Origin of the sequence: Acinetobacter sp. neg1, assembly GCF_000788125.1 — a bacterium.
GTDB classification, from domain to species: domain Bacteria; phylum Pseudomonadota; class Gammaproteobacteria; order Pseudomonadales; family Moraxellaceae; genus Acinetobacter; species Acinetobacter vivianii.
On record NZ_JSZD01000006.1, the window covers coordinates 48264 to 61389 of the forward strand.

10 protein-coding genes are annotated in these 13126 nt (G+C 42.5%); 4 read left to right on the forward strand and 6 right to left on the reverse strand.

Features of this window, described 5'->3' with window-relative positions; genetic code table 11:
- Position 1: 1 nt before the first annotated feature.
- The gene (locus PJ15_RS01305; RefSeq protein ID WP_047427059.1) at positions 2–1492 is read right to left on the reverse strand and encodes an amidase; all 1491 of its coding nucleotides are present in this window, start codon (positions 1490–1492) and stop codon (positions 2–4) included.
- Positions 1493–1695: 203 nt separating this feature from the next.
- Here PJ15_RS01305 and PJ15_RS01310 point away from each other — a divergent pair, with 203 nt between their 5' ends.
- A complete protein-coding gene (locus PJ15_RS01310; protein ID WP_032864027.1) occupies positions 1696–2175 on the forward strand; it encodes a hypothetical protein in 480 nt (159 codons plus the stop codon).
- 47 nt (positions 2176–2222) lie between these two features.
- Here PJ15_RS01310 and accC read toward each other — a convergent pair whose 3' ends face one another.
- The 5 genes from accC to PJ15_RS01340 all read right to left on the reverse strand — a co-directional run bounded on the left by accC (position 2223) and on the right by PJ15_RS01340 (position 6844).
- A complete protein-coding gene (accC, locus tag PJ15_RS01315; protein WP_004771939.1) occupies positions 2223–3587 on the reverse strand; it encodes an acetyl-CoA carboxylase biotin carboxylase subunit in 1365 nt (454 codons plus the stop codon).
- 17 nt (positions 3588–3604) lie between these two features.
- Positions 3605–4027, reverse strand: a complete 423-nt coding sequence (accB, locus tag PJ15_RS01320; RefSeq protein ID WP_004771941.1) for an acetyl-CoA carboxylase biotin carboxyl carrier protein — start codon at positions 4025–4027, stop codon at positions 3605–3607.
- Between the two features lie 27 nt (positions 4028–4054).
- Positions 4055–4504, reverse strand: a complete 450-nt coding sequence (aroQ, locus tag PJ15_RS01325; protein ID WP_004771942.1) for a type II 3-dehydroquinate dehydratase — start codon at positions 4502–4504, stop codon at positions 4055–4057.
- A gap of 726 nt (positions 4505–5230) precedes the next feature.
- Positions 5231–6253: an ABC transporter substrate-binding protein gene (locus PJ15_RS01335; RefSeq protein ID WP_047427064.1), complete on the reverse strand. Its 1023-nt coding sequence runs from the start codon at positions 6251–6253 to the stop codon at positions 5231–5233.
- Complete coding sequence (locus tag PJ15_RS01340) at positions 6254–6844, reverse strand: ANTAR domain-containing response regulator (RefSeq protein ID WP_004771946.1); 591 nt, start codon at positions 6842–6844, stop codon at positions 6254–6256. It lies immediately after the preceding gene.
- Between the two features lie 535 nt (positions 6845–7379).
- Here PJ15_RS01340 and PJ15_RS01345 point away from each other — a divergent pair.
- Genes PJ15_RS01345 through nirD form a run of 3 tightly spaced genes read left to right on the forward strand, consistent with a single transcriptional unit; the run spans position 7380 to position 12953 of the window.
- On the forward strand, positions 7380–8732 hold the full coding sequence (locus PJ15_RS01345) for an MFS transporter (protein ID WP_047427067.1): 1353 nt from the start codon (positions 7380–7382) through the stop codon (positions 8730–8732).
- 28 nt (positions 8733–8760) lie between these two features.
- Positions 8761–11307 carry a nitrite reductase large subunit NirB gene (nirB, locus tag PJ15_RS01350; RefSeq protein WP_047427070.1) on the forward strand — a complete coding sequence of 849 codons (2547 nt, stop codon included), beginning with the start codon at positions 8761–8763 and terminating at the stop codon, positions 11305–11307.
- Positions 11308–11318: 11 nt separating this feature from the next.
- A complete protein-coding gene (gene nirD, locus PJ15_RS01355; protein ID WP_047427073.1) occupies positions 11319–12953 on the forward strand; it encodes a nitrite reductase small subunit NirD in 1635 nt (544 codons plus the stop codon).
- The last annotated feature ends 173 nt before the right edge of the window (positions 12954–13126 follow it).

The following is a 13126-nucleotide window of genomic DNA, read 5'->3' on the forward strand; positions in this document are numbered from 1 at the left end:
ATTAGAGTTGGATGTTTTGATATTGAGGCATCCACGGTTGTGCTTGTTCGAGCTGGGCTGCCAGTTGAAGTAAGCGATCTTCACGTCCAAACGGCGCGATAAACTGACTGCCAAGCGGCAGGCCTTGTTGATTCCAGTACAGCGGCACCGACATGGCTGGTAAGCCAGTAACATTGGCTAACTGGGTAAAGGGAACCCAGCTCAAGTTGTCTTGTACCATTTTTTCGACCAGTTTCCCTTGTGCGAGATAGTGGGCTTTACCAAGTTTTAACAAGCCTTTTAAGATGGGTTTCTGCCACGTTGGCGTGGCAACTTCACCATTCTTGGGTGCAACCGATGCTGTGCTTGGAGTGAGATACAGGTCATATTGTTCAAAGAAGATGTTCATCTGGGTGCTATACACGCCCCAATTATCCAGAGTGTGAATATATTCTGTTGCCGTGGTTTTTGCCCCAAAAGCCGCCAATGCAATGGAATCCAGTTCAAAGTCCTGATCGGTTGCCCCATATTGTTGTTTGATTTGTGCCTGCATATAAGAGAACTGGCTAAACCATGTGGTTACGAAGTCTTTTGCCAATGCCAAACCATCAATTTTTGGGTGATCTTCCACCACAATATGACCCAATGATTCCAGCAGTTTTGCAGTGTGTTGCACTGCTTGAATCGCATCTTTAGACACTTTGGTGCCAATCGGGGATTGGGTGTTAAACGCGATTCTGAGCTTTTTAGGTGTTTGTTGAATGATATCACTGTATTTTTGTGCTGGCGCTTCAATTCTAAAGAGTGAAGTTTGTTCTGGGCCTTGCTCGGCATCAAGCATGGCTGCACTATCACGCACAGTTTTGCTTAAAACATGCTGCATTGCTGCGCCATGCATGGCTTCACTGAATTGTGGCCCCCACGGCGTGCGTCCACGACTAGGCTTTAAGCCAAATAGACCGCAATAAGAAGCAGGGATACGGATGGAACCGCCGCCATCACCAGCACCGGCAATCGGGACAAGGCCTGCCGCTACCGCAGATGCTGAACCGCCTGAAGAACCACCACTATTATGTTTTAAATTCCACGGGTTATGGCATGCACCCCATGCCTTAGGTTCGGTAATACCTTTAATGCCAAACTCTGGCGTATTGGTACGGCCAAAAGTGACAATACCGGTATTTTCCCAGCGATTGACAATTTCAGCATTAAAATCAGGGATGTAATTGCGGTTTTTAAGTGCACGGCTACCATAGGAGGTCGGAATGCCTTGGTATTCCTGAAACAGATCCTTTACCAAGAAGGGAACACCTGCAAATGTGCCAGAACGTTGTTGGCTTGCGCGTTGTTTTGCCTGTTCATACATGGGAATAATGATGGCATTGAGCTTGGGATTGACCTGTTGAGTGCGTTGTAATGCAATGTCTATTAATTCAGAAGGATGGATTTGTTTTGTGTTAACTAAGTGAGCTAATCCAAGACCATCGTATTGCACATATTCTGAAAATTTCATGGCTTTTATCCCTAAAGCTAAATTGTTATAAAGTAAAAATAAATCTAAGTTGCGAAATAGAATACCCGAAAAAAATAACAGAACAATCAATTAAATTACGTGCTAAAAATATTGTGTTTATATGGTTATGAATGCGTGTTTTTATCAAAAAATATGCTAATTTAAGCGCATGCACCGTTTTAGATGACGACTTAATTAAATCTATGAAAAATATTTATATTATTGGATTATTATGGGCTTGCTCAACATGGACTATGGCAGAGACGGTCGTAAATAACAAGGCAGCGCCAACGCCTCAGCAAGTGGCTAAAGCGAATGCGATTCGTGTAACAACACGCCCTGAAATTATGGGTTTATGGGGAATGGAAATTCCAAATAATAAAAAATGTGTTGAGTACTATAATTTTCGTGGTTCCAGCGATGTGGTGATTAAAAGCGGACAGGAATGGTCTTACGGTTTATATGATTATCAACCTTCTGAAGATCATAAAGAGCGGCTACCTGCGCTGATCTTACAGATTAAATATGACAATAATGAAAAGGATTGTTCTGGCCAAGCTCAGGATCAAACAGGTGAGGTTTCTCAGTATTTTGTGAAATGGTCAAACGATCACACCATTGATTTCTGTGCCAGCGAGAAGGGCGATAAATGTTTTGCTACCTTGCGTCGTGTTTTACCTTAATGAATCGGTAGACATAAAAAAGCCTCTTATTTAAGAGGCTTTTTTATTTAGGCTTTTTCAGCTTGCGGTTCAAGCTGTTTAAGTAAATGCTTTTCTAGGTAATGAATATCCATTGCCTGTTCACAGAAGTTCTTATCTTGCAGGATAAGATCTTTATGCAATGGAATATTGGTTTTAATCCCAGTCAAAATCATTTCATCTAAGGCTTGACGCATACGAGCCAGAGATGTTTCACGATCTTTACCATGAGCAATCAATTTTGCAATCATTGAATCATAGTAAGGCGGAATGCTATAACCTTGATAAATATGTGAGTCTAGACGAATACCCGCGCCACCTGGTGCATAGAAGCTTTCAATCTTGCCTGGTGAAGGCAGGAATGTAGTTGGGTCTTCGGCATTGATACGACATTCAATCGCATGACCTTTTACTTCGATTTGCTCTTGTTCAAGCTCTAGACCTAAACCAGCAGCAATGCGAAGCTGTTGTTCAATAATGTCGACGCCTGTCACCATCTCAGTCACAGGATGTTCAACCTGAACACGTGTATTCATTTCAATAAAGAAGAATTCACCATCTTCAAACAAGAACTCAAATGTTCCCGCGCCACGGTATTGCATCAATTTACATGCATTGACACATGCTTCCAGAATATCAGCGCGCGCTTGTTCTGGTAAGTTTGGTGCAGGTGCTTCTTCTAATACTTTTTGATGGCGACGTTGTAAAGAACAGTCACGATCATATAAGTGAATCGCATGGCCGTTACCATCACCAAGAACCTGAACTTCGACATGGCGAGGCTTCTGTAAGAAACGTTCCATATATACGGTGTCATCACCGAACCACATTTCAGCATCACGCTGTGCAGCCTGAACAGATTCAAGTAGGGTGTCGACACGTTCTACAATACGCATACCACGACCACCACCACCTGCGGCAGCTTTTACGATCAACGGGAAGCCAATTTCTTTGGCTTCAGCAAGTGCATTGTGAATCGTAACTGCATGGTCACAACCCGGTACGGTTGGAACACCTGACTTTTTCATGGCAATAATGGCAGAAACCTTATTTCCCATGAGGCGGATATGTTCAGGGCGAGGGCCAATGAAAATGAAACCTGAGCTTTCTACAATTTCAGCAAATTCAGCATTTTCAGACAAGAAGCCATAACCAGGGTGGATTGCATCTGCACCTGTAATTTCTGCAGCAGTAATAATCGCAGGAATATTTAAATAGCTTTCACTTGTGGTACCTGGCCCAATACATACAGCTTCATCAACGAAGCGTAAATGCATCAAGTCTTTGTCAGCATCTGAGTAGATACCAACTGTTTTAATGCCAAGAGTTTTACAAGCCCGAGTAATTCGTAAAGCGATTTCACCACGGTTTGCAATTAATACTTTTTGCAACATCGGAATCCCCAAACAAATTAAGCACGGTAGCGGAAAAGTGGTTGACCGAATTGGATCACTTCACCATTTTTCACCAAGATTTCTTCAATAACACCGCTCTTTGTTGCTTCGATCGGGTTCATGATTTTCATCGCTTCGATGATACCAAGTGTTTCACCCGCAGAAACTGTTTGACCTACATTTACAAATGGTGCTTCACCCGGGCTTTGTGCTGCATAGAACACACCAACCATTGGAGAAGTTTCAACTGCACCACGTGGTGTTTTAGCTGCTGGAGCCGCTGGAGCAGAAGCTGCTGGCGCTGCCGCAACAGGCGCTGCTGCATAAACAGGAGTAGGACGAGTTAATGAGATGGACTGGTCACCTTCCTTAACTTCAATCGCTTGTAAGTCAGATTCAATCATCAAGTCGATGAGCTTCTTGATTTTACGGATATCCATGAGTGAGCATTCCTAATGTGTTTAAAATTAGTTAGAAGATTGAATTTTTTCGATAGCGTAATCGAGTGCAAAGGAATAACCCTTCGCACCTAAGCCACAAATCACGCCAATGGCCTTATCTGATAAATATGAGTGATGACGAAATGCTTCACGGGCGTGAACATTTGACAAATGAACCTCAATAAATGGAATGGCAACGCCGAGAAGGGCATCGCGTAAAGCAACTGATGTATGAGTTAGGGCAGCAGGGTTGATAATGATAAATTTTACCCCTTCAGCTTGTGCCTGATGAATGCGATCGACAATCGCACCTTCCCAATTGCTTTGAAAAGTATCTAGTGTAAGTGATGCGTGTTTAGCCTGAGCGGTGAGTTGCTGGTTAATATCATCTAAAGTGAGATAACCATAAACTTCTGGTTCGCGCTTTCCTAGCAAGTTCAAATTCGGTCCGTGAATCACCAAAATGGTTGAGCTCATTCAGCCTGCTCCAATTCTAAAACTGCAAATATTTTTTGCAAGATGTCTGCAAAGTTTGCTTATTATGGCATAAATTTCTGCAATTTTTTTATAAATTCTTTTAATTGATGAAGAAAGTTGCATACCAAGCATGGTGCATATAATGAAAACTTTGCAAGGAATTGGCAATGTTAAAATATGACAAATTTCAGCGTATTTTCGTTTTTTTATATTTTAAACTGAATTGCCCCAATTCGTTCATGGGATTTGTGTAACTCAGCAGTCAATCTTGCCGAAGCCTGTTTGTTTTTACATGACTTGTCGATCAATGTATCGTGGAAACTAGTGTTTGAAAGCCTGAATAATGGAATCTATATTTTTTATTGTAAATTATTGATTTTATGTTTTTTAATCTTGGTTTTCATTCTCGTTTTAATCGGCTGTAGCAAATGATCAGGCTTAAATTCTTCTCCCTTCATCTGAGTATTCTCATTTCGTGGGTAGGTACTATATAGAGACCTATTGTGCTGCTTATGGATTGAACACTCTGCTTGTTGTTGCCATTGGCAAAAATGATGAAATCCCTGATTCTGGATGGCAGTTAATGACATAAAAATGTCCGAAAAAGATATGCATGACTTCAATATGATAACAATCACTTAAAAGATTACATCTGATTGGCGTAATCTTTTATGGGTCTTTCAATGCTGTCTTGGTACTTCAAGACAGCTTTTTTTTGTCCAAGATTTAACTTTCTTTGGCAGCTTGATAAATCGAGCCCAAGACACAGTGCTGTGCTTGTTCAAGATAGGTGGTTTTTTCTGACGCAACATCATTCCATTTATACATTTGCTGAAATAGCCATTCAAAATCTTCTGCTTTCGGTTCAGCACTATTTTGTACGAAGTTCCGAATAATCTTCTGAATACTAAAATACTTCTCGACGTGAATCTCTGCTGAACATGGAAATTGAATCACATCAAAGTCCATCAGCATTTGCCACACCTGAGTAAAATCTTGTAGTTCTCGTAATTCCTGTTGTGCTTTCAGAATCGCACGGCTCAGTGCAATGAGTGTATGGGGGTGCTGTTTGGCCCAGTCTTGAGTTACGGCAAGCACTTTATCTGCAACATTGGGAATGATCTGTTGGCTGGAGCAGACGATATGGCTCAGGCCCTGAATTTCAGCTTGTGTATTCCACGGTTCGCCCACACAAAATCCATCAATCAGGTGATTGCTGATGGCTTCAACCATATAGGGTGGAGGTAATGTTTTTAACTGAATGGATTGTGCTAATTCAGGACTGGCCAAGGCCAGCCATTCTCTTAAACAATAATGATGAATTGAATGCTGAAATACATGAGCGAGAGACAAAGGATGGTTATTCTGGATATATTCAACGACTTTATGGGCAGAAGACTCAGCCGAATCTTGGGAATCAATATTCAGTTGATAGCATAATTTTTGGCTGATGCTAATAAAGGCACGATTTTCACTTAGCACTAAGGGTGTTTGCAGCGGAATACCTATCTGATCAGCGCCTATAGCCGCAGCAGGAAGCATGGCGGATAAGCAATGGGCAGCATCTAGCAGGCCAAAAGCCAAACGGTCTCGTAAACTTGCCCAAGACGCTTCTTTGACCAGTTGAACATTTAATCCATTTTCGGCAAAAAAACCACGCTGTTTGGCCCAAAGCAGTGCAACACAGTCGAGTAAAGGAATATAGCCCAGTTGTAAGTCAGTTTTTTCTAATACGATAGAATGAACCATTTACTCATCCTTTAATTGATTATTTAAAAGTTGTTGAGCATCAAGGAGGCGCCGAGCCATTTCTCCAATGGTCATGCGATGGCTCATGGCATTTTTTCTGAGCAGTTGAAAGGCGGTATCTTCGGTCAACCCATGTAATTGCATCAGCAACACTTTGGCCTTTTCAATATCTTTACGATCTGCCAGTTTGGTCTTGGCATCTTTGAGATCACCTTCCAGCTTTTTATGTTTCTTATATTGCTCAATGGAAATATCGAGAATGGTATGTAAGCGGCTTGGGTCAATACCATCGACGATATAGGCGGTAATACCCGCGTCAATGGTTTGTTTAATGGTGTCTTTATCTGCATTTTTGGTAAATAGGACAGTCGGTAGATCAAAGTTGCTGACACAACTCTCGATTACATCACGATGTGGATGATCCATATCCAGCAGAATCACATCTGCTTGGAGGTGTTCGAGTTTAAATAGATTGAAGTGATCCAGCGTAAAACAAGCCACCACATCAAAGTCATGTTCAATCAAGCATGCTTTTAGGTATTCAGCCCGAGCCTGGTCGTCATCAATAAGAGCGATCTTGAGTTTCGGCATAAGTATAAAGGTCAAACGCTAAGTCAAAGCACATCTAAGGTCATGTGCGGTATAGGATAGAGACGATTGTTTTGAAGCAAATTTAATGCCAGTCAATGAGGGGTTAAATCTCGATCTGCATTCATGGCCAGATGCTTCATAGAGATTAGTGTACTGCGATTGATAGAAAGAAAAATGAAAAAGATGTGACCAGCCAACACAAAATAAAAATGCGCATTTTTGGTGCGGAAAAAGAGTTTTTTTGAGGCGGTTTCAAGGCTGCTGTAAAACAGTTCATTTCTTATTTTTATGAATATAGCAATAAAATAGAATGCATTTTTAGGAGAATGTTTTTAATTATAATTAATATAAAACAATTATTTAACCTGTTTTTGAAGGTGTGTTTTAAAAAATTGGCATAGCAATTGCTAAATATCTCATGAGTCAAAGATGACTTGTAAAGTTATAAGACGGCCAACGATGTCCGATCTGATCGATTTGTTTACACAACCTGATGTGTCAACAACGCAAATTACGTTCAGTATGGGAGATGGCTATGTCTTTAGATTTATCTGCTAAAAAAGCAACTTCAATCAAGTTATTTAACTTTTCTGCACCAGCAATGCGGGCATTCCACATGAGCTGGCTGGCTTTCTTTGTTTGCTTCTTTGCTTGGTTTGCCTGTGCGCCTTTAATGCCGGTGATCGCAGGTGAATTCCATTTAACCAAAGACCAAATCGCAAATATCAATATTGCTGCTGTTGCAATCACGATTGTAGTCCGCCTCATTGTCGGGCCACTGTGTGATAAGTATGGCCCACGTAAAACCTATACCGCTTTGTTACTCATCGGCAGTATTCCTGTATTTGGTGTAGCCGCAGCCAACAGTTACGAATCCTTCCTTTTCTTCCGTTTGCTGATTGGTGCCATCGGTGCCAGCTTCGTGATCACGCAATACCATACCAGCATTATGTTTGCGCCAAATGTGGTGGGAACCGCAAATGCCACCTCAGCGGGTTGGGGTAATGCGGGTGGTGGTGCTACACAAGCTTTGATGCCATTGCTATTGGCTGCATTGGTGATGTTTGGTGTTGAACAAGCGATGGGTTGGAGAATTGCGCTGATCGTCCCAGGTGTGATGATGGTGATCGTCGGTATCCTTTACTGGAAGCTTACCCAAGATTGTCCTCAAGGCGACTTTAAAGCATTGCGCGAGCAAGGTGTCGTGGTTGGAAGTGACAAAAAAGGTGGTGTTGCAATCTTGATGCACGCAGCACGCAACTATCGTGTCTGGATATTGTTTGCCTCTTATGCCGCGTGTTTCGGTATCGAAATTTTCATGCACAACATCATCGCGATGTATTACGTCGAGCACTTCAATTTCGGATTAAAAGAAGCAGGTCTAGCTGCGGGAATCTTTGGTTTATTGGCTCTATTTGCTCGTGCCTTAGGTGGACTGGTTTCAGACAAAGTCGCAATGAAAAAAGGACTGGATGGTCGTACCAAAGTGCTGTTTATCCTGATCTTGGGTGAAGGTTTATTCCTGATGCTGTTTTCACAAATGAATAGTGTTGCACTTGCCATGATGAGTATGACGGTATTTGCACTATTTACCCATATGGCTTGTGGTGCAACTTACGCTTTAGTGCCATTCATTGATCGTGATGCTTTAGGCGGTGTGGCAGGCATTATTGGGGCAGGCGGCAATGTGGGTGCAGTTGCAGCAGGCTTCCTATTAAAAGGTATGGTCGATATTCAAACCTGTTTAATGGTTTTAGGTGGCCTAGTCGTCTTTGCAGCAGGTTCAGTCATGTTGATCCGCTTCTCAGTCGAACATAAAGAAAAAGAACAACGTCTGTTTGAACAGGCCGTTTTAGAACGTGGCTCAGAACAAAGCAGCATAGCTTAATCATTCGTCAGATTTTAGGAGAAACACAATGAAATTAGTGATGATTGGTCACGGTATGGTGGGACATAAATTCATCGAAGCCATCTTGGAGAAAGCGGATGATGAATTAGAAATTACCATTCTTGCGGAAGAACCTCGTATTGCTTATGACCGCGTACATTTGACTGAATATTTCTCTGGTAAAACAGCAAAAGACTTATCACTGGCTCGTTTTGACTTTGCCGACGCACATGGTATTGACCTCCGATTAAACACCAAAGCAGTTGAGATCAATCCTGCTGAGCAAACAGTGACCACCAATTTCGGTGATGTGATTCATTATGACAAATTGGTATTAGCAACAGGTTCATATGCCTTTGTTCCTCCAATCTCAGGCAATGACCGTGAAAACTGTTTTGTCTATCGTACCATCGAAGACTTGGATGCGATTCGTGCAGCAAGTCTGAATGCGAAGACAGGTGTAGTGATTGGTGGCGGTTTATTGGGGCTGGAAGCTGCCAAAGCACTACGTGATTTAAATCTGGAAACCCATGTGGTGGAATTTGCACCACGTTTGATGGCGGTACAGATCGATGATCTTGGCGGTAAAGTATTGCGCCGTAAAATCGAAAATCTTGGGGTTAAAGTTCACACCCAAAAAGCCACACAATGTATTGAAGCGGGTGAAAGTGCAACACATGTGATGAAATTTGCCGACGGTAGCGCGCTTGAAACCGATATCATTTTATTCTCGGCAGGGATTCGCCCACGTGATGAATTAGCGCGTGTCAGTGGCTTAGCATTGGGTGAGCGTGGCGGGATTAAAATTAATGATTATTGCCAAACCTCAAATGACAATATTTATGCGATTGGTGAATGTGCACTGTGGGATAACAAAATTTATGGCTTAGTTGCACCGGGCTATGACATGGCACGAATCGCGGCAAAACATATCTTAGCCGAAGATACGCATTGTTTTGCAGGTGCAGATATGAGCACCAAATTGAAATTGATGGGTGTTGATGTTGCCTCCGTCGGTGACGCGCATGGGATGACGCCAAACTCACTCAGCTATTTTTATGCTGATGAGGATGCATTGGTTTATAAAAAAATTGTGGTTGACGCAGACAAAACCAAATTGCTTGGTGCGGTCTTGGTCGGTGATGCCAAAGAATACAATGATCTTTTGCAAATGATGTTGAATGGTTTGACGCTTCCAGAAACGCCTGAAAGTTTGATCATGCCTGGATTTGCCGATTCAGGTGCTAAAGCAGGTGGCAGTGGTGTCGATTTATTGCCTGATAGTGCAACCATTTGTTCATGTAATAACGTTTCTAAAGCCGATATTTGCCAAGCGATTTGTGACGGTTCAACTTCTTTAGGTGCATTGAAAAAATGTACCAAAGCAGCGACAGCCTGTGGTGGTTGTGCGCCGTTAGTGACGCAAGTGTTGAAATCTGAGTTACAGCGTCAAGGTGTAACGGTCAATAACCATGTTTGTGAGCACTTCCCATATTCACGCCAAGAAATTTATCACTTGGTTCGTGTCAATGAAATCAAGACCTTTGACGATTTGATTCAGCAACATGGTCATGGTCTAGGCTGTGATATTTGTAAGCCAATGGCGGCCAATATTTTGGCATCGTGCTGGAATGATTTCGTACTTGAACCAAGCCATGCGGGTCTACAAGACAGTAATGATTACTACTTGGGCAATATTCAAAAAGATGGTTCTTACTCGGTTGTGCCACGTATGGCAGGTGGTGAAGTCACCCCAGATGGTTTAATCGCTGTCGGTCAAATTGCCAAGAAATATAACCTGTATACCAAAATCACAGGTGGACAACGAGTCGACTTATTTGGTGCGCAAATCCATCAACTCCCGTTTATTTGGGAAGAGCTCAACGCAGCAGGTTTTGAATCAGGTCATGCTTACGGTAAATCATTACGTACCGTGAAATCATGTGTCGGTAGTACGTGGTGCCGTTATGGCGTCGATGATTCTGTTGGCTTGGCGATTGAACTTGAGAATCGTTATAAAGGTTTACGTTCACCACATAAACTGAAAATGGCTGTGTCGGGTTGTACCCGTGAATGTGCAGAGGCACAAGGTAAAGATGTAGGGGTGATTGCAACTGAGAAAGGTTGGAACCTGTATGTCTGTGGGAATGGTGGCATGAAACCACGTCATGCAGAGCTATTGGCATCTGATCTTGATACCCAAACCTTGATTTGCTATATCGATCGTTTCTTTATGTTCTATATCCAAACCGCAGATCGTTTACAGCGCACCAGTGTATGGCGTGACAATATGGAAGGTGGTTTGGATTATCTTAAATCGGTGATTGTCGATGATTCGCTAGGGCTTGCCGAAGAACTCGAAAGCCGTATGAGCCATGTGATTGGCACTTATCAAGATGAATGGCGTACCGCGGTTGAAGATCCTGAAATCCGTAAACGTTTCCAAACCTATATCAACGCCAGTGCAGAAGAGCAAGCTGATCCACATATTCAATTTACTCAAGTGCGTGATCAGATTCGCCCATTAAATGACGCTGAACGTTCAGTCGATCGTATCCCAATGGTTGAAGCATAAGGAGAATTCAAATGACCAGTTTAAAGAGCATGAATATGCTGCCAGAAAATCAATGGGTTGAGGTGTGTGCTTTGGATGACATCACACCGAATACAGGTGTAGGCGCATTGATTGAAGGTCAATCGGTTGCACTGTTTCGTGTTGGACATGAAAAACGCATTTATGCTTTAAGCAATAAGGACCCGTTTAGCCAAGCCAATGTGATGTGCCGTGGCATTATTGGCGATTTACAAGGTGAACGTGTGATTGCATCGCCGATTTATAAGCAACATTTCAGTTTAGCGACGGGTCGCTGTCTGGAAGATAAAGACCAAAAGTTATTGGTTTTTCCAACCAAAATTGAAAATGGTCGTGTTTGGGTCGGGTCTGTTCCGCAAAAAACCTATATTACCAATAATGGCGCTGCGCAAGAAAAGCTGAAACTGGTGCTGATTGGCAATGGTCTGGCGGGTATGCGTTGCTTAGAGGACTTACTGGACATGGCACCAGATCGCTATGAGGTGACGGTGATTGGTGAGGAACCTTGGGGCAATTACAACCGTATTATGCTGTCACCAGTGCTTTCAGGTGAAAAAACCATTGATGACATCATGCTGCATCCACATGCATGGTATCGCGATAAAGGGATTCAATTTATCGCTGATGATCCTGCGGTAAAAATTGATCGTACTCGTAAAGTGGTACATACCGAGAAAGGCGAAAGCGTTGATTATGATCGTTTGATCATTGCAACTGGTTCATCGCCGTTTATTCCGCCTGTGCAAGGCGTGGATTTAAAAGGCGTGATCAGCTTCCGTGATATTTATGATGTCAACACCATGATCAAATATTGCGAAACCAAGAAGAATGCCGTGGTGATTGGTGGTGGTTTGCTGGGCCTGGAAGCGGCGTATGGACTGAAACAACGTGGCATGAATGTGACGGTTCTACACCTGATGGATCGAATTATGGAACGTCAGTTGGATGGTCGTGCCAGCCGTATGTTGCGCCATAGTATTGAGCAAAAGGGCATCAATATTATTACGGAAGCCAATACCGAAGCATTAATTGGTGAAGAGGGGCATGTCAGTCAAGTCCGCCTTAAAGATGGAACTGTGTTAGATGCAGATTTAGTGATTTTTGCGGTCGGGATTCGTCCGAATATTGCTTTGGCTCAAAGTGCAGGACTACGTTGTAATCGTGGCATCTTGGTGAATGACACCATGCAGACTTTTGATCCAAGTATCTATGCTGTGGGAGAATGCATCGAGCATCGTAATCAAACTTTTGGTTTGGTTGAACCCCTGTGGGGACAAGCCTTTATTTGTGCAACGCATTTGGCTGAACATGGCAGCTTGACCTTTAAATCACCAACCGTACCAACACAGTTAAAAGTCAGTGGTGTCGACGTATTCTCGGCTGGGCGAATTGATTTAGAAAATAGTGAACCGAAAGAGGATTATGAAGACATCATCCTCAATGATGATAAGCGTCAAATTTATAAGCGTATCATTATCCAGAAAGACAAAGTGATTGGTGCGGTTCTGTTTGGTGATACGGAAGATGGCATGTGGTATGCCGAGTTGATTGCAGATCAAACACCTGTTTCTACATTTAGAAACAAGCTGTTATTTGGTAAGGATTTTGCAATGAAAAAGGCAGGGTAAAAGTTAACTTTTTCGTGAAGAATAGGTTACGTATTAATGGCATTGCCGCATATTTCATGTATGAGCAGATGTTATTTTTAAAGGCATTGCCTTACTTTTCAAGGATGAAAAGTAACAAAAATCCTTTGTTGAACTGACGGTACGTCCTTGCTACCGCAGTTCAACAAGGCGGC

What these genes read in the sequence shown, in the direction of transcription:
- aroQ (WP_004771942.1), bottom strand. Translation starts at nt 4,504, where the DNA reads ATGAGCTCAACCATTTTGGTGATTCACGGACCGAATTTGAACTTGCTA.
- nirD (WP_047427073.1), top strand. Translation starts at nt 11,319, where the DNA reads ATGACCAGTTTAAAGAGCATGAATATGCTGCCAGAAAATCAATGGGTT.
- PJ15_RS01340 (WP_004771946.1), bottom strand. Translation starts at nt 6,844, where the DNA reads ATGCCGAAACTCAAGATCGCTCTTATTGATGACGACCAGGCTCGGGCT.
- nirB (WP_047427070.1), top strand. Translation starts at nt 8,761, where the DNA reads ATGAAATTAGTGATGATTGGTCACGGTATGGTGGGACATAAATTCATC.
- accC (WP_004771939.1), bottom strand. Translation starts at nt 3,587, where the DNA reads ATGTTGCAAAAAGTATTAATTGCAAACCGTGGTGAAATCGCTTTACGA.
- accB (WP_004771941.1), bottom strand. Translation starts at nt 4,027, where the DNA reads ATGGATATCCGTAAAATCAAGAAGCTCATCGACTTGATGATTGAATCT.
- PJ15_RS01345 (WP_047427067.1), top strand. Translation starts at nt 7,380, where the DNA reads ATGTCTTTAGATTTATCTGCTAAAAAAGCAACTTCAATCAAGTTATTT.
- PJ15_RS01305 (WP_047427059.1), bottom strand. Translation starts at nt 1,492, where the DNA reads ATGAAATTTTCAGAATATGTGCAATACGATGGTCTTGGATTAGCTCAC.
- PJ15_RS01310 (WP_032864027.1), top strand. Translation starts at nt 1,696, where the DNA reads ATGAAAAATATTTATATTATTGGATTATTATGGGCTTGCTCAACATGG.
- PJ15_RS01335 (WP_047427064.1), bottom strand. Translation starts at nt 6,253, where the DNA reads ATGGTTCATTCTATCGTATTAGAAAAAACTGACTTACAACTGGGCTAT.